The organism is Streptomyces lasalocidi, assembly GCF_005280215.1.
GTDB lineage: Bacteria > Actinomycetota > Actinomycetes > Streptomycetales > Streptomycetaceae > Streptomyces > Streptomyces longwoodensis.
On the sequence record NZ_SZNQ01000001.1, the window covers coordinates 7733013 to 7753162 of the forward strand.

Sequence of the window (20150 nt, forward strand, 5' to 3'; positions counted from 1 at the left end):
CATCGGAGGCAAGTTGATGTCCATGCAATGCCGCAGGACCGGAGGTCCGGGGACGCCGGTGCGCGTTCCGGGCGGTGCGGAGCGCCGCCCATGACGCCCACCCGCCCGAACCTGCTGGAGATGCGGTCGATCACCAAGACGTTCCCCGGCGTCACCGCGCTCGCCGACGTCAACCTCGTCGTGCGGGAGGGCGAGATCCACGCGATCTGCGGGGAGAACGGCGCCGGCAAGTCCACGCTGATGAAGGTGCTCAGCGGGGTCCACCCGTACGGCAGTTACTCCGGCGACATCGTCTACCGGGGCGAACAGGTCCGCTTCCACGACATCCGGGCCAGCGAACAGGCCGGCATCGTCATCATCCACCAGGAGCTGGCCCTGGTGCCCGGGATGTCGATCACCGAGAACCTCTTCCTCGGCAACGAGCCGCGCCGGCGCGGTGCCATCGACTGGAAGACGGCCCAGCGCCGGGCGCTTCAGCTGATGGACCAGGTCGGACTCCGCGAGGACCCCGACACCCTGATCAAGGACATCGGTGTCGGCAAGCAGCAACTCGTGGAGATCGCCAAGGCGTTCGCCAAGGACGTCAAGCTCCTCATCCTCGACGAGCCCACCGCGGCCCTCAACGAGGACGACTCCCGGCACCTGCTCGACCTGCTGCGCGGCTTCCGGGAGCGGGGCATCACCTCGATCATGATCTCGCACAAGCTGAACGAGATCGAGGCCGTCGCCGACACCATCACCATCCTGCGCGACGGCCGCACCATCGAGAGCCTCGACGTGCACGGCGACGGCGTCGACGAGGACCGCATCGTGCGCGGCATGGTGGGCCGCGAGCTCGCCAGCCGCTTCCCCGACCGCACGCCCGACATCGGCGAGGTCTTCTTCGAGGTGCGCGACTGGACGGTGCGGCACCCCGCCTCGGACGAACGCATGGTGTGCAAGGGCTCGTCGTTCCACGTCCGCCGCGGGGAGATCGTCGGCTTCGCCGGGCTCATGGGCGCCGGCCGCACCGAGCTCGCCATGAGCCTGTTCGGCCGCTCCTACGGCACTTGGCTGTCCGGGCGGGTCGTCAAGGACGGCACGGAGATCCGGCTGAAGACCGTCGCGGACGCCATCCGCCACGGACTGGCCTACGTCAGCGAGGACCGCAAGTCCATCGGCCTCAACCTGCTGGACGACATCAAGACCTCGATGGTGTCCGCGAAACTGTCGAAGATCACCCGGCGCCGGATGATCGACCCGGTGCGCGAACACCGGGTGGCCGAGGAGTACCGCCAGAGCCTGCGCATCAAGACGCCCAGCGTCGACGAGGGCGTCGTCAAGCTCTCCGGTGGCAACCAGCAGAAGGTCGTCCTGGCGAAGTGGATGTTCACCGACCCGGACCTGCTGATCCTCGACGAGCCGACCCGGGGCATCGACGTCGGGGCCAAGTTCGAGATCTACCGGATCATCCAGCAGCTCGTCGCCCAGGGCAAAGGCGTGATCGTCATCTCCTCCGAACTGCCCGAGCTGATCGGCCTGTGCGACCGCATCTACACGGTGTTCGAGGGCGCCGTCACCGGCGAGGTGGCCCGCGCCGACGCCGACCCCGAAGTCCTCATGAAGAAGATGACCGCGACGAAGAAGAGCCGAACGCCATGAGCCGCATCACCGACCTGCAGAAGAACCTCTTCGGAGGCACGACCTCCAACGCCCGCCAGTTCGGCATGATCTTCACCCTGGTGGCCATCGTCCTGCTGTTCCAGATCTGGACCGGCGGGCTGACGCTGACCTCCGGCAACCTCATCGCCGTGGTCAGCCAGTACTCCTACATCCTGATCCTGGCCATCGGCATGCTGATGGTGATCGTCGCCGGGCACATCGACCTGTCGGTCGGCTCGGTCGCGGCCTTCACCGGCATCGTCGTCGCCAAGGCCATGCAGGAGCACGACGTGCCCTGGCCACTTGGCATCCTGCTCGGCCTGCTCGTCGGCGCGGCCATCGGCGCCTGGCAGGGCTTCTGGGTCGCCTACATCGGCGTACCGGCGTTCATCGTCACCCTCGCCGGGATGCTGCTGTTCCGCGGCGGAAACCAGTACATCGGCAACGCCGACACCGTCCCCGTGCCCGAGGGCTTCCGCAAGATCGGGGCGGGCTTCCTCCCCGAGGTGGGCCCCGACACCGGCTACAACAACCTCACGCTGCTGCTCGGGGCCGCCGCCTGCGCGGCCGTGGTGTGGCGCGAGTGGCAGGCGCGCCGGACCCGGCTGGAGATGAAGGCCGACACGGCCCCCCTGTGGGTCGCGGGCGTCCGCCTGGCCGTCATGCTCGCCGTCATCGTCTTCGCCACGCTGCGGTTCGCCGGCGGCCGGGTCGGGACCAGCCTGCCCATCTCCGGCATCATCCTGATCGTCCTCGTCCTGGCCTACTCGCACTACACCCGCAACACCATCGGGGGCCGCCACATCTACGCGGTCGGCGGCAACGCGCGGGCGGCCGAACTGTCCGGCGTGAAGCTGAAGCGGGTCAACTTCTTCGTCATGATGAACATGTCGGTGCTGGCCGCGCTGGCCGGCATGATCTTCGTGGCGCGGTCCTCCGCCTCCGGCCCGCAGGACGGCCTCAGCTGGGAACTCGACGCCATCGCGGCCGTGTTCATCGGCGGCGCGGCGGTGTCCGGCGGCCTGGGCACCGTCAGCGGCTCCATCGTCGGCGGCCTGGTGATGGCCCTGCTCAACAACGGCCTCCAACTCGAGGGCGTCGGCTCGGACATGGTGCAGATCATCAAGGGCCTCGTCCTGCTGCTGGCCGTCGCCCTCGACGTCTACAACAAGAGCCGCGGGCGTTTCTCCGTCACGGGAACACTGATGCGGCCCTTCCGGCGGGACGACCCGTCCGGGACGGCGACCGTGCCGGCCCAGGCCCCGGACGCCGACACGGCCAAGGTGGCCGGCTGACCCGCCGGCCGTACTCCGAGCGGTGCCGGCGCGCCCCACCACGGCCCGCCCCCGCTTGCCCCCGACGGCCGGTCACCCGGCCCCCTGACAGCCGGGTGACCGGCTCATCCCCCCGCGACCAGGTTTCCCCCAGCACGCACGAAGGGTTCTCCACCACCATGCGCACCTCCCTCATCAGAACCGTCGCCGCCGTCGGCGCCGCCGCCCTGCTCACCCTGGGCACGGCCTGCTCCAACGAACGCGAGGGCGCCGCCGGCAGCGACGGCGCCGACGGAAAGGGCTTCGCCAAGGACTCCCTGATCGGGGTCGCCCTGCCCTCCAAGACCTCGGAGAACTGGGTGCTCGCCGGCGACCTGTTCACCAACGGCCTCAAGGACGCCGGGTTCAAGGCGGACGTCCAGTACGCGGGGGCCTCGACCACGGTCGCCGACCAGCAGGCGCAGATCTCCTCCATGGTCACCAAGGGCGCCAAGGTCATCGTCATCGGCGCCACCGACGCCTCCCAGCTCGCCACCCAGGTCAAGCAGGCCAAGGACGAGGGCGCCGTCGTCATCGCCTACGACCGGCTCATCACCAACACCCCGGACGTCGACTACTACATCGCCTTCGACAACTTCAAGGTCGGCCAGCTCCAGGGCCAGGCCCTCGTCGACGGCATGAAGGCCAAGAAGCCGAAGGGGCCGTGGACGATCGAGCTGTTCTCCGGCTCGCCGGACGACAACAACTCCAAGGTGTTCTTCGACGGCGCGATGCAGGTGCTCAAGCCCCTCATCGACAAGGGCGACATCGTTGTCGGCTCGGGCCAGACCGACATCAAGCAGACCGCGATCCAGGGCTGGAAGGCCGAGAACGCGCAGCAGCGCATGGACTCCCTGCTGACGTCCGCCTACGGCGGCAAGAAGACCCTGGACGGCGTGCTGTCCCCGAACGACACGCTGGCCCGCGCCATCCTCACCTCGGTCAAGGGCGCCGGGAAGCCCGTCCCGGTCGTCACCGGCCAGGACTCCGAGGTCGAGTCGGTCAAGTCGATCATGGCGGGGGAGCAGTACTCGACCATCAACAAGGACACCCGCAAGCTCGTCGCGGAGACCGTCGGCATGGTCAAGGCCCTGCAGAAGGGCGACAAGCCGACCATCAACGACACCAAGTCGTACGACAACGGCGTCAAGGTCGTGCCGGCCTACCTCCTGCCGCCCGTGATCGTCACGAAGCAGAACGCCGCCCAGGCCTACGCCAACGACCCCAAGCTGGCGCCGCTCACCAAGTAGCCACCGCCCGACCCACCGCCCTGGCCGTCGCCCGTCCCGTCCTCGTCGGGGCGGGCGACGGCGTGCGCGCACCCGGGGGAGCGGGCGCGAGCCCGCAGGCGCGAGACACCGCGGAGGGGGTACAAGGAGCAGCGACATCCAGGCAACGACGTGCGGCTAAGGCGGGTCCCCATGCAGTTCGACGACGACGCCCCTCTGGACACCTCCGAGGTGCAGGACCAAAGGGGCAGCCGCCTCCCCGGCGGCGGCGCGACCATCGGCGGCGGCATCGTGGGCCTCGTCGTCCTGGTCGTGGGCCTCTTCCTCGGCATCAGCCCCGACCACCTGGGCCTGTCGTCCGGGGGTGACGCGCCGGCGCCGACCTCGTCCTCCGCGGGCCAGGTCCAGCAGGAGTGCCGTACGGGACAGGACGCCAACACCAAGGACGAGTGCCGGATCGTCGCGGTGGTCAACAGTGTCCAGGACTACTGGTCGCAGGAGTCCGGCCGCCACCGGATCACCTACTCCGAGGCGCCCACCGTGCTGTTCAGCGGGCGCACGAGTACGGCGTGCGGGGCCGCCACCTCCGAGGTGGGCCCCTTCTACTGCCCCGGCGACAAGCGCGTCTACCTCGACCTCGGCTTCTTCGACGAGCTGCGCACCAAGTTCGGGGCGCAGGGCGGCCCGTTCGCCCAGGCGTACGTGGTGGCCCACGAGTACGGCCACCACGTGCAGGACATCGAGGGCACGCTGTCCGAGCACCGCAGCGGGGCCACCGGCGCCGACAGCGACTCGGTGAAGACGGAACTGCAGGCCGACTGCTACGCGGGCGTGTGGGCGCACCACGCCACGACCGTCAAGGACGAGACCACGGGCCGGCCCCTCATCACGAGCCTCACGGACGCCGACATCCGTGACGGGCTGGACGCGGCCGCGGCCGTCGGCGACGACCGCATCCAGCAGGAGTTCCAGGGCCGGGTGACCCCCGACACCTGGACCCACGGCTCGGCCGCCCAGCGCCAGCAGTGGTTCCAGCGCGGCTACCGCACGGGCGACATGGCCCAGTGCGACACGTTCGGCTGACCGGCGGCCCCCGCCGGCCGTCCCCTGCGGGCCTCAGCCGTGCTCCCCGGCGTCGAGGCCCGCGAGTCCCTCCTCCCAGCGCCGACGGCGCTCCCCGTCGGACTGCTCCCACCAGGGGGTGCCCCGCTCGCCCAGTGCGACCTTCGCCCGCTGCACGCGGGCCCGCGCCGCCCGCTCGGCCGACGCGTCACCCGCGCTCGTCGCGGAACGCACCGCGCGACGGGCCGACATCAGGTGCTGCCGAAGGCGGGCGCCCACGTCGTCCGGGACGAGCGGATCGGTCGCCCGCCACTTCCTGCCCTTGATCACCACGAAGTGCCCGTCGGGCGTCTTCTCCGGCGACTGGTGTGCTTCCACGCCGACCATTGTGGTCGAGCGGCACGCCACACCGCCGGTCCCCGCCGCGGTGCGCGCGGCGGGGACCGGCGGTGGAGGCCGGCCTTCCCGGCACGGGTGTCCCCGCGTCGTTCACGCCGGTGTCGAGGCGGGCTGCGGGGCCGGCTCCGGACGGGCCGCCTCCCGGGTGGGCGCGCCCACCGTGTCGGGACGGGCCGCCTCGACGGCGATCCCGGTCGTCGTCCGCTCGGCTCCCGCGTCCTCGTCCTCGGCCTCGGCCTCGACCGACTCCGGGTGACGCAGCGCCAGGAGGACGGCCGCCGGCGCCACCAGGGCCAGCACCGCGCACAGCAGCCACGTCGTGCGCAGGCCCAGTCCCGCCGACAGGGAGCTGAACAGGGCGATGGACACCGGGCCCGTGCCGATGCTCGCCAGGGCCAGGGTCGACATCGCGGCGCCCATCCGGGAGGCGGGCGCGGCCTGCTGGTACACCGTCACGATGGCGGGGCCGTTGAACCCGGACATCACTCCCACCCCGGCGGCGACCACCGCGAGGCCGGTCACCGACGGCATCAGGGCCATCACCCCGATCCCCGCGCCGATGCCCGCGCCCGACACCACCAGCCGGACCATCACCGGGATGCGGTGCGCCAGGACGGCACCCACCGCGCTCGCGCACAGCGCGCCGCCGCTGAACGACGCGATGATCACACCGACCGCGCCGACGCCCCAGCCCCGGTCCGACACCAGGAGCGGCAGCGCCACGTCGATCGGCCAGCCGAACGCCATGTCCAGGCAGAGCGAGGCGACGAACATCCAGCGCAGCCGACCGTGCGCGGCCAGCAGCCGCAGGCCGTCCGCGGAGTGCCGGACCAGCCCGCCGTCCCGGCGCCCCCGGGCCGGCCGCGGCAGCCCCCGGGTGACGTACACCAGGCAGGCCAGCCACACGGCGCTGGTCAGCGCGGTCACCAGCAGCGCCTGCCACAGCCGGCCCACCGCGATCAGCCAGGCGCCGACCGGGGAGCCCACGATCGGGGCCACCCGCAGCACCATCGCGTACAGCGAGTTGGCCCGCGCCAGGTGGGTGCGCCGGGCGAGGTTGGGGATGATCGACCCGGTCGACGGGCTGGACAGTCCGAACAGCATCCCGTCCAGCACGGCGATCACCATCAGCGGCCACAGCGACTGGGCGGTGGCCACCACGGCGGCACCCGCGGCGAGCACCGTGATCCGGGCCGAGGTGGTGCGCAGCAGCACGAAACGGGGACCGAGCAGGTCGGCGACGGCGCCACCGAACACCAGCATCACCGCGCGCGGCACGGTCGCGGCGAGCATCAGGGCGGTGACGGCCGAGGAGCCGCCGAGCCGGATCGCCGTCCAGTTCATGGCGATGAGCAGGACGTATCCGCCGCCCAGCGACACGCCCTGGCCGCCCACCAGGGCGATGACCTTGCTCCACTGCACCGGGCGCTCGGGCGCGGCGGTGCTGCCGCTGTCGTGCGAGGGGGTGGGTTCGTTCTGGGAGTCCATGGAGTGACCTGTTCCGTGTGGTCTGCGGAGGAGGAGAGGGGAAGCGAGGGGAGGGAGGGGGAGGGAGCGGGGGACGAGGGCGTTCCCTCGCCCGGGGTCAGCCGGGAGGAGCGGGCGGGGCGAGTGGCAGCCGGGGCGGGCGGTGGCGCAGTGCGCGCTCCACGGCCCGGGCGACCGCCCGTTCCTGCGCGGCCAGGTCGCCGGACGGACCGTGTCCCTCCGTGAGGACGACGTGGCCGCCCAGGTCGGACCGGCCGAGCCGGGCGAGCGCCCGCCCCGCGGCCCGCACCGCGTGATCGGCGCGGGCCGGGGTGGACGTCAGGACGGGGAGGTCCGACGGCACGAACCGGGCGTACGGCGGACGCTCGTACGGCGACGGCGACGGCGACGGCGACGGCGACCGTGACGTCGATGGCAGCGGCGTCGGGTCCGGCCGGCCGGCGGGGCCGGGGCGGCCGTTCACCGGACCCCACCGCCGACCGGCTCGGGGACCTCGGCGGGGTCGGCCGTCCGTGGCCCCCGGGCGCCGGGCGGGAGGAGCAGCCGGGAGTCCGCGGGGCCGTCGGCCGGCGGGCCCGTGGCCCACTCCCAGTCGAACAGCCGCAGCCCGGGCTCCGCGTCGCCCAGCGTGGCCAGCGCCGCCACGAATCCGGGGGGTGCGGGCAGGTCCCGCAGGAACCAGCGCTGCCCGGCGAACGCCCCGTCGCCCAGCACCGCTCCCGGGGTGAGGACGTCCAGCCGCAGACCGTCCAGCAGCCGTCCGCCGCTGGCCTTGACGCAGGCCTCCTTGCGGGACAGCAGCCGGTGGTAGGCGACGCGCGCGGCCGGGCCGTCCGGGTCCGGGTCCGCCCCGTCGGGGTCGGGACCGGTCGCACCGCTCAGCCGTCCCACGTCGGCCGCCTCCAGGGCGGGCAGGAACCGCCGGGCCAGCGCGAGCGCCTGGGTCTGCGCGCCCACCCGCTCCAGGTCCACCCCGACGGGGGCCGTCGTGCACACCGCGAGCAGCGCGAGCCCGTCCGCCCGGCTCAGGCTCCACTGCCACGCCCCCCACGGGCCCGTGAAGTACGGCTTGCCGTGCGGTCCGACGGACCAGTGCACCGCCGCTCCGGACACCCCGAGGTAGCGGCCGAGGATGCTGCGCGCCGCCGCGTGGGCGAGGACGAAGCGGTCGGCGGCCAGCGCGTCGCGGAACCGGTCCGCCCGCTGCCGCTCGCGCGCGTCCAGCAGCCGCACCGCCTGCCGCACCGTACGGTCGCCGCCGTCCAGCCGGATCCGCCACACGTCCGCCTCGGGGCCGCGCCGGAGCGGCGCCGGCTCAGGCCGCGCGGTCATCGGACAGCCGCCCGTGCAGGTACCCCTGGGCCACGCCCAGGCGCTGGATGTTGCCGGTACCCTCCATGAACTCGAAGGCGCGCGCGTCACGCACCCACTTGTCCAGCAGCGGGTGGTCCCACCGGGCGCCCGGCCCGAAGCGGTCCACCGCCGCGAGCGTCAGCTCCTCGGCCAGCCGGGTCGCCCGGATCTTCGCGGCCGAGGCCAGGGTGCCGTCCCCCGGGTCCCGGTCCGCCGACCGGGCGGCCTCCAGCACCAACGCCCTGACGCCTATGAGGCGTTCGGCGAACCGCTCCATCGTCCAGGACTCGTCGGCCCGCAGCCGCCGCCGGTGCGCGAGGACGTAGTCGTACGCGGCCTGCGCCACGCCCAGGGCGAAGCACGCCACCACCGGACGGAAGCGGTTGAAGGTCCGGGTCGCCGCCCACATGCCCTGCCGGGTGGCGCGGCGTCCGAGTCCCAGGACGTCCCGCTCGGTCACCGGCACGGCGCTCAAGTCGAGTTGGCTCAGCTGGAGGCCGCGCAGGCCCGACGTCTCCAGCGGGGTCGCGGTGAACCCGGGACGGTCGGTGTCCACCAGCACGGCGGTGACGCCCAGCGGTCCGGCGTTGCGGCGGGCGAAGACGACGCCCAGGCCGGCGCGGGCCCCGTTGCCCACGAACCGCTTGGTGCCGTCGAGGACGAGTCCGGTGCCGTCGTCGCGGGGCCGCAGGACGGTGGCCATGCCCGCCGGGTCGGACCCGTGGGCCGGTTCGGTCATGCCGAAGAAGGTCCAGGTCGGGCTCTGGGCGAGGCGCCGGTAGTAGCGCTCGCGCTGGTCCGCGTCGGCCAGTTCGGCCACCACCTGCCCGGACATCGACGGGCCGGGCAGCGCCAGCACCGCGGCGGCGTCCCCGCGGGCCAGCTCCTCGAAGACGACGACCTGTTCCACGCAGCGGTCCAGCAGGACCGGCCGGCCCGCGATCCGCAGCGGGTCGTCGGCGAAGTCGGCGGGCAGGCCCATCAACTGCCGCCAGGGCAGCGGTCCGTGCAGCAGCAGTTCGGCGGCGCGCGTGGGCGCCCGGTCGAGGTCGAGCGAGGTGGTGCGGACCAGGTCGGCGAACTCCCGGCCCTGGGACCTCAGTTCGCCGAGGAAGGCCTCGGTGTGGGTGGTCATGGGCGGTCTCCTTCCGGTACCGGGGGAGGCGGGGCGTAGGTGGCGGCGAGCAGCTCGGAGGCGCGCACGAGGTCCCCCGTGCCCCCGGTGGCGAAGCCCGCGGCCCCGAGCAGGTGCAGACAGGCGCGGCCCGACTCGTCCAGCGCCCGGTGGGCCCGGCGCAGCTCGGCGGGGCCCGGGTCACCGGCGGCCGCGGAGGTCAGCGCCCCCGCCTCGGCCAGGCCGCACGCGGCGTCCGCGACCAGGGCGCGGACCAGGGGCAGGTGGAGCATGACGGTGCCCTGGACCGTACGGTCCTTCAGGCGGTCGGTGGCCTCCCGCAGCGCCCGCTCGGCCAGGCCGAGCCGCACTGCCACGAGTCCGTGGGCCCAGGCGCCGCCGTCCGGGCCCGGACCGGCGCCCGGGACGCGCAGCGCCACCAGAACCTCGCCGTCGGGCAGGGGCAGCCGGGCCAGGAGGTGCTCGCCCGTGCCGGGCCGGCGGGGACGCGGCCCCGCGGGGGTGTCGTACCGCGAGCCTTCCTCCGCCACGGCCTCCGGGACCAGGACGTGCCCGCCCGGACCGGCCGGCAGCACGCCGGGCAGGGTGGCCGCGTGCAGCAGCGCGAGGGCGTGCGCGGCCCCGTGTTCCCGGGCGGCGGCACGGACCCGCCGCGCGAGGGCGGGGGAGCAGCCGCGGCCGGGTGCGTTGTCCGCGTCGGCGCGGGCCGCGGGGATCGTCAGGCTCATGCGACCGGCTCCAGTACGGGCCGGACGGCGACCTCCGTCAGCACGGCGGGCTGGGGCGCCGGAGCCGGCCGGGTGAGGGCGGCCCGGCACGCGTACGGCAGGACCGGGTCGCGGTCGGCGATCACCAGCCGTCCGTCCGGGCCGTACGGCGGACCGCCGGGGCCGGCCAGCTGGTCGGCGAGCGTGAGCCACGCCCCGGCGCACGGGTGACCCGGAACGGCTGCCGGCGCGGCCGGGACGGCCCCGGGGCCGCGGCCCGTGATGCCCACCTCGGGGCGTTCCAGGCGCGGACCGGGTCCGGGGCCGGCGTCGAGGAGCAGCGCCACGGCCACGTCCTCCACGGGTCCGGCGAAGGAGCCCTGCGGCAGGGTGCTCTGCTCGACGACGAGGACGAGCGCACGGCGGCGCAGTCCCGCGCGCAGCTGGTCGTGGGCGAGGCGCAGGGCGGTGAAGGGACCCGCGACCCCCTGTTCCGAGATGCCGAGGACCAGCGGGTCGCCGGGCAGTGCCGCGGCGAGCAGACAGGCCGGGAAACTCTGGTGGCGGCAGTCGGGGCTCGCGTCGACGGTGACGACCAGGTCGACACCGGCGAGTTCCGCGCCCAGCCGTTCCACGACCACGCGGACCATGTCGTGGTAGCTCACCCGGGCGCCGCCGGTCAGCCAGTCCAGCTCGACGGTGGGGTCCGCGGTGCCCGCGGCCGAGTGCAGGGCGCGCAGGTGGTCGACGTACGGCTGCGGGTCGCCGGGCGCGGGGTCGCGGTCGGCGGCGGAGAAGCGGAAGGGGACGACGTGTTCCAGGCGGGGCCCGGCCGGTTCGGCCGGGGCGGGTGTCCGCCGGACGGTGCGGATGGCGGGCACGGGGTCACCGGCTCTCGGCGATGAAGCCGGCCAGCGCGCCGACGCTCTCCAGGTGGTGCTGCTGCAGGCTCTCCGGGTCGACCTCCATGTCCAGGGCGTCCTCCAGGGCCATCAGCAGGCCCAGGACGGCGGTGGAGTCCAGGCTCAGGTCGTCGAACAGCCGGGTCTCGGCGGTGATGTCGGTCAGCTGCTGCCCCAGGACGTCGCAGAGGGCGGTGACGATGGCGGCGACGATCTGCGGGTCGGCGGAGACGGCGTCGGCGGTGGTGGCGGAGGTGTGGGCGACGGTGGTCATGACGGGTCCTTGTCTGTGGGTCGCTCAGGAGCGAGAAGGGAGGAAGAACGGCGGAACGGGTTGTGCAGCGGAAGTTCTGAGGTGCGGGAGCGCGTGGACGGGCCGTGGCCGCGCGGGTCAGTCCTCGTCGGTGGTGAAGTCGTGCAGGATCTGGCGGGCGAGCATCTCCTCGGCGTCGTCCCGCGACCGGATCAGCCGGGCCCGGCCCCGGTGGACCAGCACCTCGGCGGGGTAGCCGTGGCTGAGGAAGTGGACGGGGGACGCGGTCGGCCCGTAGGCGCCGGAGCGGTCCACGCCGACCAGGTCGCCGGGCTCCAGGTCGGCCGGCAGCTCGACCGCCTTGCCGAGGGTGTCGTTCGGCGTGCACAGCGGGCCGGTGACGTTCCACTTGCGGAGCTCGTCGGAGCCGGCGCGGTTCAGCAGCCGCATGGGGAAGTTCCGCTTGACGAAGGAGCCGATGCCCACCGCGGCCATGTGGTGGTTGGTGCCGCCGTCGGCGATGGCGAACTGCTCGCCGCGGGACTCCTTCACGTAGCGCACCCGTACGGCGTAGGTGCCGCTGTGGCCGACCAGGTAGCGGCCGAGCTCCATCACCAGCCGGGTCCCCGGGTGCCGTGCGGCGAAGTCCTCGAAGTGCGGGTTGAGCAGCTCGACGGTCCGCTCGGGGTCGAGGTCGCGCTCGCCGGCGAAGTAGGCCACGCCGAGGCCGCCGCCCACGTCCACCAGGTCCAGGGGCACCCCGAGCCGCGCGGACAGGCGCTCGGCGAGGTCGAGGATGCGGCCGGTGTTCTCGGCGACGACCTCCTCGGTCAGGATGCGGGTGCCCATGTAGACCTGGAAGCCGCTGAGCCGTACCGCGGGGTGCCGGCCGGCCAGCTCCGGGTCCGCCAGCAGGGCCTCCTCGTCGATGCCGAACTGGCGGGGCTTGCCGCCCATGGTGAGGCCGCTGCCCTTGACGGCGAATGCGGGGTTGACGCGCAGCACGACCCGGGCGGTGGTGCCGAGTCCGGCGGCGACCTCGTCGATCAGGGCGAGTTCGCCGAACGACTCGCAGATCAGCAGGACGTCGTCCTTGACGCAGGCGGTGACCTCGGCGCGGCTCTTGCCGGGGCCCAGGAACATGATGTGCTCGGCCGGGACTCCCGCGCGCTGCGCCGTGATCAGCTCCGTCAGGGAGGACACCTCGGCGCGGGCGCCCAGCGAGTGCAGCAGCGCGCAGACGCTGACGTTGGGGTTGGCCTTGAGCGAGTAGAAGACCTCCACGCCGGGGTGCAGCCGGTCGAGCAGGCCGCGCAGCCGGGCGGCGATCTCGTCGCCGTCGTACACGTACAGCGGGGTGCCGAAGCGTTCGGCGAGCTCGCTGAACGCGATGCCCTGGACGGCGAGTTCCTCCGTCGTCGGGGCGTCGGTGGTCGGGGTGTCAGTCATCGGGGTTGGTCTCCTTCCGGACGGCCTCGGCGACGGCGCGGTCGAGGGCGTTGAGCTCGGTGGTCGATCCGGCCAGCAGCAGGCCGTAGAGGCGGCCGGTCCACGGACGGCCGTCCGGGTCGGCGGGGGCGGCGGCGTTGACCGTGGCGAAGTTGTTGATGATCAGCCCGCGGCCGGTCGCCGGGTCCAGCAGCAGGTCACCGAGCCGGTCCCGGAGCCGGGCGAAGGACACCCGGGCCGTCGGCGACAGCTCGTACTGGCGCGCGAGGGCCGTGGTGCCCGGGCGCATGAACCGCTCCTGCAGGGACGTCTGGTAGGTCGACATGTTGTTGCGGGCGTTGATCTCCAGGAGCGGCAGCAGGCCCCGGTCCCGGGTGAGCATCGCGTCGACGCCGACCACTCCGTGGAACCCGTCGGCAGCCAGGCGCGCCCCGATCCGGGCCGACGCGTCCCGGACCGCGGCGACGTGCCCGGGGTCCAGCTGCGCGGGGAACCGGTGGCCCTTGTGGACGCCGTTCTCGGTCAGGGCCTCCTTGACGAAGTCGAAGCGCACCGAGCCGTCGCGGCCCACCGTGAAGTGGTAGTTCAGGTCGGTGGTCTTGTCCGCCCACTCCTCGATGACCAGCGCGATCCGGTCGTCGCCGCGCTTGGCTGCGCCCCGCGCCACCATGCGCACCAGCTGGCGCAGCCGACGGCTGTCGTCGATGACGGCGATGCCCTTGCCGGAGACCCCGTAGGCGTCCTTCACACCGACCCGGCGGCCCTGGTCCACGCACAGCGCGACCGCTTCCTCGGCGGCCTCCTCGAAGGCGCCGACCGTCTCGCACTCCCAGCCGCGGGCCAGCGGCAGTCCCAGCTCGGTGGCGAGGCGCCGGCTGTAGATCTTGCTGTTGACGGACTTCACCAGTGGGGAGGGCGGCAGCGCGGACGCGAGGCCGGTCCGCTCGCACAGCTCGTCCTCCAGGGCCGACTGGCCGTGCGGCAGCAACCGGGCGCCCCGGGTGGCGAGTTCACGGAGCGCGGCCAGCAGGCGCGGGGAGCGCAGCGCGTCGACGGTGACCGAGTGGGCCGGGTCCTGAACGTCGGTGACGAGCACGGTGGGCAACTCGACGCCCAGCGACGCCAGGTGGTCGAGGTAGTCGGCGTCGGGCGCCGACTTGAGGACGACGTGGTCGTCCGGGCCCGCCAGCAACAGGGCGAACTCGTCCATCCGGTTGACGATGGCGGCCGAGTTGCGGCCCGCGAGCATGGGCAGCCCCGACTCGCCCTTGGCCCACTCGTCCTCCACCTCGAAGTTGCCGAGCAGGACCAGCGGGGTGCCGGCGGTGCCGGTCAGGGCCCGGCGCGCCCCGTCGAGGAAACCGGCGGCGGGCGGGGCGGGGGCGGCGTGTCGTACGGGCGACACCAGGGGCGGGGACATGGGCTGTCCTTTCGCAAGGGGACGGAGGGCAGGAGAGGGACGGGGGCAGGGGAGGAGCGGGGCGGCGCCGGGGGAGGGGGGCGGTCAGTGGCGCAGGACCGCCGCCGAGAACGTGGCGCCCAGACCGACGGCCGCCATCAGGTACAGGTCGCCGGGGCGCAGCAGGCCGGCGGCGCGGGCGTGCACGTGGTTGACGAACGGGTCGGCGGTGAAGCAGTGCCCGGTGACGGGGATGTTGTCGAGGTAGACCCGCTCCAGGGGCAGGCCCAGCTCGCGGCAGGTCCAGGACCACGACAGCCGGTTCACGTTGTGCGGCAGCACCAGCGCCAGGTCGTCGAGGGTGACGCCGGCCGCCTCGACGGCCTCCCGCACGGTGGCGGCCAGCAGGGTGTTGTGGTCCTTCAGGAACGAGGGGTTCAGCGCGTGCGGCGGGAAGTCCTCCGCGTAGCGGCCCTCGGTGCGGCAGGCGTACCCCAGCAGTTCGTCGCGCGGGCCGTGCGGGGCGACCAGGGCGGCGGCGGTCGCCTCGCCCATCACCGTGCTCTCCGGGATGAGTTGCAGCGCGGCGCCGAACGTCTTCTCCCCGGTCAGCACGATCGCCAGGGCGTCGGGGTCGCCGTCGGCGTCGAGCAGCCGGCCGGCCAGGTCCAGGGCGAGCAGGCCGGTGGCGCAGCCGTGCTGGGTCAGCGTGAACGCCACCGCCCGGCTCAGCCCGGCCGCCGCGCACACGTCCTCCAGCGGTGCCTCGCCCGCCGGGGCGACCTGGGAGACCGTACGGGCGTACAGCACGTGGGTCACCCGGTGTTCGTTGCCCGGCAGGGTGGTCAGGGAGGCGACGGCGGCGCCGAGGGTGTCGCGCAGGCCCTGGTCGGGTGCCCGTCGCACCTCCCGCAGGCCGTAGAACCGGCGGAAGGTCCACATCTGCCGTTCCTCGGCGCCCGCCTCTGCGCCGACGACGTCGACCGGGACGGAGGAGCCGGGCAGGTGGCAGCCGACTTCGACGAGGGCGGTCATGCGGAGCCTCCGACTCGGTGGGGGACGGACGGGCGGGCGGGGGCCGCACCGGCCGGGGTGGGGGTGGTGCCCGTGGCGGGCGCGTACGGGGCGGCGGCGGTGCCCGTGGCGGGCGCGTACGCCGTGTCGGCCGGAGCCTCCGGCCACCACACGTCCTCCGCGGTGAGCGCGGACGGTGCGTACTTGCCGAGGGCGCTGATCAGCAGTCGGCACTCCAGGGCGATGCTCTCCGCGAGCCGGAGCAGGCCGTGCTCGGGGTCCTCGTCGACGGCCAGCAGCGCGGCCCGGCCCAGGCCGGCGGCCCGGGCGCCGAGGGCGAGGGCCCGCACGGTGCGGCCGCCCTCGTGGAAGCGCCCGGTGACGAGCAGGCAGCCCTCGGGCGGGCCGATCCGGCGCAGGCACTCGGCGAGCGGCAGGCCCACCTGGTCCAGGAAGGCGCGCGGCGCCCAGCCGGTGCCGCCCTCGGCTCCGTCGACGGTGACGGCGTCCGCGCCGGCCTGCCACGCGGTGCGCGCGGCCAGGGCGATGTCGCGGCCCGGCGGCAGCTTCACCCACACCCGGGCGCGCGGGAAGTTGTTGCGCATGAAGCGGATCTGCTGGCGCACGATCTCCTCGGTGAACGTGCCGGGCGTCGCGCAGCGCAGCCGGGCGGCCGCCGGGGCGCCGAAGACGTCGCGGACGGTGAAGGCGTCGGACAGCCGGTCCGCCGCCTCCCGGTCCACGACGGTCATCCCGCCGAGGCCGGGCTTGGCGCCTTGGCCGATCTTCAACTCGAAGCCGAGCCGCCCGGAGTCCACCAGCGGCCGCAGCGCGGGGTCGCTGTAGAGGAGGTTCCACACCTCCGCGTCGGCGTCCTCGGTGCTCTGCTGGACGACCACACCGCCCGACGTGCCGTCCGAGGCCTCCGCGTAGGCCCGGATGCGGGCCGCCAGCGCCGGGAGGGTGCCGTCGGCGGGACCGGCCCAGCCGTGCACCGGGACCATGTTCTCGCCCAGCACCATCGGGATGCCGAGCCGCCCCGCCTGGACGCTCGCCGCCAGGGCCAGGTCCCCGCTGCCGGCCCGGGTCGAGCCGAACGCCGACAGGAACAGCGGCAGCGAGGAGGTGAACCCGCCGACGCGGGTGCGCAGGTCGACGTCGTCGTACACCGGTTCACGGCCGAGCTCGACGAGTTTCTCCAGCCGCTGCGGCATCAACACCGGCGGCACCAGACGGGCGCGGTCCAGCGCATCGGCGGACGGGGCGCAGGCCCTCGAGGACCCGCTCCCGGCGCCGAACAGCGCGCTGCCGTAGGCGTCCACCGGCGGGAAGACCGCGGCCGTGCCGGCGCGGGCCCGGGCGCGGACCTCGTCCTCGGGGAACCCGGCGGCCCCCAGGGAGTCCGGGCCGGCGCCCGCCCGGTGGGTGGCGGTCACGGCGCGATCACCCCCGGCAGCTTCGGGTAGGCGCTGACCTGCCACAGGGCGTCCAGGCCCGTGAGGAAGCGGACCAGCCGCTGCAGCCCCATGCCGAACCCGGCGCTGGCGGGCAGCCCTTCGCGGGCGGCGTCCAGATACCAGGCGTACTTGGCGGGGTTCTCCCCGCTCTCGCGCATCCGCGTGACGATCGTGGCGTAGTCGGCCTCGCGCTCGCTCCCGCTGACCAGTTCGCCGAACCCGCCGTGCGCGATGAGGTCGAAGTTGCGCAGGGAGCCCGGGCGTTCGGGGTCCTCGCGGTCGTAGAACCCGCGGGAGCCCTTGGGGTAGTCGGTGATGAAGAACGGCCGGTCGGCCGCCCGCGACAGGGCCTCCTCGCCCGCCCAGTCGATCTCCGCGTCCGGGTTCTGGGTACGGCCGTCGTCCCACAGCCGCGCCACCGCCTCGGCGTGCGGCAGCCGGTCGAACGGCGCGGAACGCAGGGCGGAGAAGAAACCGGGGTCGCGGCCCAGGGCGGCCAGCTCGTCCGGCACCCGCTCGACGACCTGCTCGACGACGTGGCGCAGCAGCCCGGCCGCGGTGTCCATGGCGTCCTCGCGGGAGGCGCCCGCGATCTCCACGTCGATCTGGTGGAACTCCACCAGGTGCCGCCCGGTGCCGGCCGTCTCGGGCGGCTCGACCCGGACGTTGGGCGCCACGTAGAACAGCTTGGGAAAGCCGTGCAGAGACGCCTGCTTGTAGAGGATGGCGCTGGTCATCAGCTTGTAGCGGCGGCCGTAGTAGTCGACGTCGAGGGCCTTCGCCCCGCGGCCGCCCGGGTCGGTGACGGGGCCCAGCAGCGGCGGCAGCAGTTCGACGAAGCCGAGGCCGCGCAGGTGGTCCCGCGCCGCGGCCAGCGCCTCCTGCTGCACCAGCATCGCCGACCGCAGCCGGGGCGAGGCCAGGTGCCGCGCGGGGGCGGGCGGGCCGGCGGGCCCGTCGGCGGCGCCGGTGGTGGACACCCCCGTGCGCACCTCGGTGTCCGCGCCGGTGTGGGGGCCGGCGGGGGCCGGACCGTGCATGACGGCCGTGTGGTTCATCTTGACTCCCGGTCTCATCGGTCGTATCGGAGTGCCACGCTGTTCAGGGCGGTCAGCAGCCCTGCCGAGGTCATGACCTCGTGGCCGCCCGGCGGGCCGTCGGCGGTGAGGGGCATCGCGCCCACGGACGACCAGCGCAGCCGGCCGGAGGCGTCGACGACGCTGCGTGCGCGGCCCGCGTTGTCGGGGTGCAGGCAGTAGGGGACGTCCAGCAGGCCGTGCGCGAACGCGGTGCGCAGGGCCAGGCCGACGTCGGGGGAGAGGCTGAGCACCGCTTCCACCAGGGCCCGCGCGTCGGCGTGGACCTCGGAGTCGGCCCGCGGCACGGGCCGGGGGGCCCGTGCGTCTCGCAGTCGGGCGGCGGCGAGTTCGGCCGCGGTGCCCGCCGACTCCAGCGCGCCGACGTTCTCGGCGACCGAGGGGATGCGGTGCGCCTCGGCCGCGGTCTTCACCACCAGCCGCTCCACGCCCGTACGCACCGCCAGGCGCGCGGAGTCCTCCAGCAGCCGCCGGGATCCCGGGCCGGTGCGCGGGAACACCCCCATGTACGTGTAGAGGACCAGGTGCCAGTCGGTGCCGGGCGGCAGGAAGCGCGCGGCCAGCCCACGCAGCGCCAGCAGGGCGTCCTCGTCCTGTCCGGGGTGGGTCTGCTGCGCGTAGCTGAGCGAGACGCTGCGGATGCCGTGCTGGGTGAAGAACAGCGCCTCCAGCACGCTCACCGCGACCAGCAGGGCGGGCGGGCACAGCTGGCCCAGCAGGCAGCCGCCGAAGGTCTCCAGGTGGGGCAGGCGCGGCGCCGGGACGAGCCGGGTCAGCAGCTCGCAGGCGCGCGCCCAGTGGTCCACCGACTCGCGCAGCGGTGTGCGGCCGTAGGGCAGGCAGTACGACACCGGGCCGCCCTCGGTGGCGTCCAGCCCGGCCCGCGTCATCGCCTTCACGATGGCCGTGGGGCGGGCGGAGCCGTGCCGGACCTGGACGGGGAAGTCCGGGCCGAGCAGTCCGTCGAGCAGCCGGCGGGTCCGCCCGGCGGGCAGGTCCACCAGCGGGTAGCCGTTCAGCGGGAGCCCCGCGCGCAGGGCGCGGCGCACCGCGGCGTGGTCGCCGAGCCGGGTGTAGCTGTCCAGGGTCAGGGTGCCCACGGTGGTCGCCGCGGCGAACCGCGTGCGCTCCAGGCCGTGGCGCATGCGGGCCGGGTCGCCGAACCCCATGCGGGGCTGCACCACCAGGCGTCCGTCGGCGGCCGCCTCGGCGACGAACCGTCCGAACGGCGAGGCCGGTACGGCGGCGGGGGAGGGATCGGCGGTCATGCGCGGCTCCTCCCGGTCGGCGCGCCGGCGGTGGCACGGGTCCGGGCACCGCGGTCGGTGGTGGCACCGCTCCGGGCACCGCGGTCGGCCGTGGCACCGGCTCGGGCGGCGCGGTCGGCGGTGGCAGGGGTGCGTGCGCCGTGGCCGGCGAGGTCGTCGACCCAGGCGCGGAACGCGTCCAGGTCCCCGTCGTCGAACACGGCGGTGCAGCCCGCGGCGCGCAGCGCGTCGGCGGCCGCGGCGTCGCGCACCCCCGCCACGCCCAGCTTGCCGCCGAGGGCCACCGGGACGGCCGTCAGCGACGGCTCGCGCCGCAGGCGGCGCACCGCCCGCAGACCGTCCTGGTACCCGTGTCCGTTGACGCTGCCGATCACCACGGCGTCCGGAACGCGCGTCAGGCACTCCCGGGCGAGCAGCTCCTCCGGGACGCAGGGACCCAGGTTGCTCACCCGGTGCCCCGCCTCCTCGAGCAGGAGCTGGAGGCAGACCAGGTTCCAGGTGTGCGCGTCGGAAGCGCCGCCGCACACCAGAACGTGGAGGCCGTGCTGCGAATGAACCATGGAATGCTCTCTCCGGGGGACGGGGTGATCTCTCATCTCGCCCTTTGAATATAGGAGTTGGCCAGGTTCCGGAACGGTAGTTGCAGCGGCAGGAGTGCGGCAGTGGGAAAGTGCCGTCGGGGAAAGGGAGTCGGGGAACAGGGAAAGCTGGTCCGGAAAAGAAAAAGGCGGCCGGCGGTGCCGTGGGGGCACCGCCGGCCGCCGGCCGGGAAGGGGTCTCAGTACTGCGCGAGGAGGCTCTTCGGGCGGATGTCCCGCCAGTGCGCCTCCACGTAGTCCAACGCCTCCTGCCTGCTGCTCTCGCCCTGAACGACGGTCCAGCCGGCGGGCACGGCGGCGAAGGAGGGCCACAGGGAGTGCTGGTCCTCGTGGTTGACCACGACCAGGAACGTGCCGTCGTTGTCGTCGAACGGATTCGTCATGG

General features: G+C 74.0%; 20 protein-coding genes. 4 read left to right on the forward strand and 16 right to left on the reverse strand.

The window, feature by feature from the left end; translation table 11 throughout:
• Positions 1-90: 90 nt before the first annotated feature.
• The 4 genes from mmsA (at position 91) to ypfJ (ending at position 5266) form a co-directional block, all read left to right on the forward strand.
• Complete coding sequence (mmsA, locus tag E4U91_RS34640) at positions 91-1641, forward strand: multiple monosaccharide ABC transporter ATP-binding protein (protein ID WP_137310461.1); 1551 nt, start codon at positions 91-93, stop codon at positions 1639-1641.
• Positions 1638-2936 carry a multiple monosaccharide ABC transporter permease gene (gene mmsB / locus E4U91_RS34645; protein ID WP_137310462.1) on the forward strand — a complete coding sequence of 433 codons (1299 nt, stop codon included), beginning with the start codon at positions 1638-1640 and terminating at the stop codon, positions 2934-2936. Before mmsA ends, mmsB begins: the two co-directional genes overlap by 4 nt.
• 158 nt (positions 2937-3094) lie before the next feature.
• Complete coding sequence (locus E4U91_RS34650; protein WP_137310463.1) at positions 3095-4204, forward strand: substrate-binding domain-containing protein; 1110 nt, start codon at positions 3095-3097, stop codon at positions 4202-4204.
• A gap of 171 nt (positions 4205-4375) precedes the next feature.
• Complete coding sequence (gene ypfJ, locus E4U91_RS34655; RefSeq protein WP_137310464.1) at positions 4376-5266, forward strand: KPN_02809 family neutral zinc metallopeptidase; 891 nt, start codon at positions 4376-4378, stop codon at positions 5264-5266.
• Positions 5267-5299: 33 nt separating this feature from the next.
• Here the strand turns inward: ypfJ and E4U91_RS34660 are convergent, their stop codons facing one another.
• From E4U91_RS34660 to E4U91_RS34735, 16 genes are all read right to left on the reverse strand, one after another.
• Positions 5300-5632: a hypothetical protein gene (locus tag E4U91_RS34660; RefSeq protein ID WP_371554239.1), complete on the reverse strand. Its 333-nt coding sequence runs from the start codon at positions 5630-5632 to the stop codon at positions 5300-5302.
• Between the two features lie 102 nt (positions 5633-5734).
• Complete coding sequence (locus E4U91_RS34665) at positions 5735-7132, reverse strand: MFS transporter (protein WP_137310466.1); 1398 nt, start codon at positions 7130-7132, stop codon at positions 5735-5737.
• Positions 7133-7229: 97 nt separating this feature from the next.
• Positions 7230-7475 (reverse strand): hypothetical protein, encoded by a 246-nt coding sequence (locus E4U91_RS34670; RefSeq protein ID WP_137310467.1) that lies wholly within the window; start codon positions 7473-7475, stop codon positions 7230-7232.
• Positions 7476-7591: 116 nt separating this feature from the next.
• A complete protein-coding gene (locus tag E4U91_RS34675) occupies positions 7592-8464 on the reverse strand; it encodes a 4'-phosphopantetheinyl transferase family protein (protein ID WP_137310468.1) in 873 nt (290 codons plus the stop codon).
• On the reverse strand, positions 8448-9620 hold the full coding sequence (locus E4U91_RS34680) for an acyl-CoA dehydrogenase family protein (RefSeq protein WP_137310469.1): 1173 nt from the start codon (positions 9618-9620) through the stop codon (positions 8448-8450). Before E4U91_RS34680 ends, E4U91_RS34675 begins: the two co-directional genes overlap by 17 nt.
• Positions 9617-10348 (reverse strand): acyl-CoA dehydrogenase family protein, encoded by a 732-nt coding sequence (locus tag E4U91_RS34685; RefSeq protein WP_137310470.1) that lies wholly within the window; start codon positions 10346-10348, stop codon positions 9617-9619. The genes E4U91_RS34680 and E4U91_RS34685 overlap by 4 nt, the downstream gene beginning before the upstream one ends.
• Complete coding sequence (locus E4U91_RS34690; protein ID WP_137310471.1) at positions 10345-11208, reverse strand: beta-ketoacyl-[acyl-carrier-protein] synthase family protein; 864 nt, start codon at positions 11206-11208, stop codon at positions 10345-10347. The genes E4U91_RS34685 and E4U91_RS34690 overlap by 4 nt, the downstream gene beginning before the upstream one ends.
• Positions 11209-11212: 4 nt before the next feature.
• On the reverse strand, positions 11213-11503 hold the full coding sequence (locus E4U91_RS34695; RefSeq protein WP_137310472.1) for an acyl carrier protein: 291 nt from the start codon (positions 11501-11503) through the stop codon (positions 11213-11215).
• 117 nt (positions 11504-11620) lie between these two features.
• The gene (locus tag E4U91_RS34700; protein ID WP_137310473.1) at positions 11621-12931 is read right to left on the reverse strand and encodes a type III PLP-dependent enzyme; all 1311 of its coding nucleotides are present in this window, start codon (positions 12929-12931) and stop codon (positions 11621-11623) included.
• The gene (locus E4U91_RS34705) at positions 12924-14351 is read right to left on the reverse strand and encodes a preATP grasp domain-containing protein (RefSeq protein WP_137310474.1); all 1428 of its coding nucleotides are present in this window, start codon (positions 14349-14351) and stop codon (positions 12924-12926) included. Before E4U91_RS34705 ends, E4U91_RS34700 begins: the two co-directional genes overlap by 8 nt.
• Before the next feature lie 84 nt (positions 14352-14435).
• Entirely contained in the window at positions 14436-15365 is a 930-nt protein-coding gene (locus E4U91_RS34710; protein WP_137310475.1) for a 3-oxoacyl-[acyl-carrier-protein] synthase III C-terminal domain-containing protein, read from the reverse strand.
• Positions 15362-16780 (reverse strand): glutamate synthase-related protein, encoded by a 1419-nt coding sequence (locus E4U91_RS34715; protein WP_206666920.1) that lies wholly within the window; start codon positions 16778-16780, stop codon positions 15362-15364. Before E4U91_RS34715 ends, E4U91_RS34710 begins: the two co-directional genes overlap by 4 nt.
• Positions 16777-17697 carry an asparagine synthetase A gene (locus tag E4U91_RS34720; RefSeq protein WP_174867967.1) on the reverse strand — a complete coding sequence of 307 codons (921 nt, stop codon included), beginning with the start codon at positions 17695-17697 and terminating at the stop codon, positions 16777-16779. Before E4U91_RS34720 ends, E4U91_RS34715 begins: the two co-directional genes overlap by 4 nt.
• A 176-nt stretch (positions 17698-17873) precedes the next feature.
• A complete protein-coding gene (locus tag E4U91_RS34725) occupies positions 17874-19166 on the reverse strand; it encodes a methylaspartate mutase (RefSeq protein WP_137310476.1) in 1293 nt (430 codons plus the stop codon).
• A complete protein-coding gene (locus E4U91_RS34730) occupies positions 19163-19726 on the reverse strand; it encodes a cobalamin-dependent protein (protein WP_174867903.1) in 564 nt (187 codons plus the stop codon). The genes E4U91_RS34725 and E4U91_RS34730 overlap by 4 nt, the downstream gene beginning before the upstream one ends.
• 218 nt (positions 19727-19944) lie before the next feature.
• Positions 19945-20148 (reverse strand): MbtH family protein, encoded by a 204-nt coding sequence (locus tag E4U91_RS34735; protein ID WP_067238060.1) that lies wholly within the window; start codon positions 20146-20148, stop codon positions 19945-19947.
• Between the last annotated feature and the right edge of the window lie 2 nt (positions 20149-20150).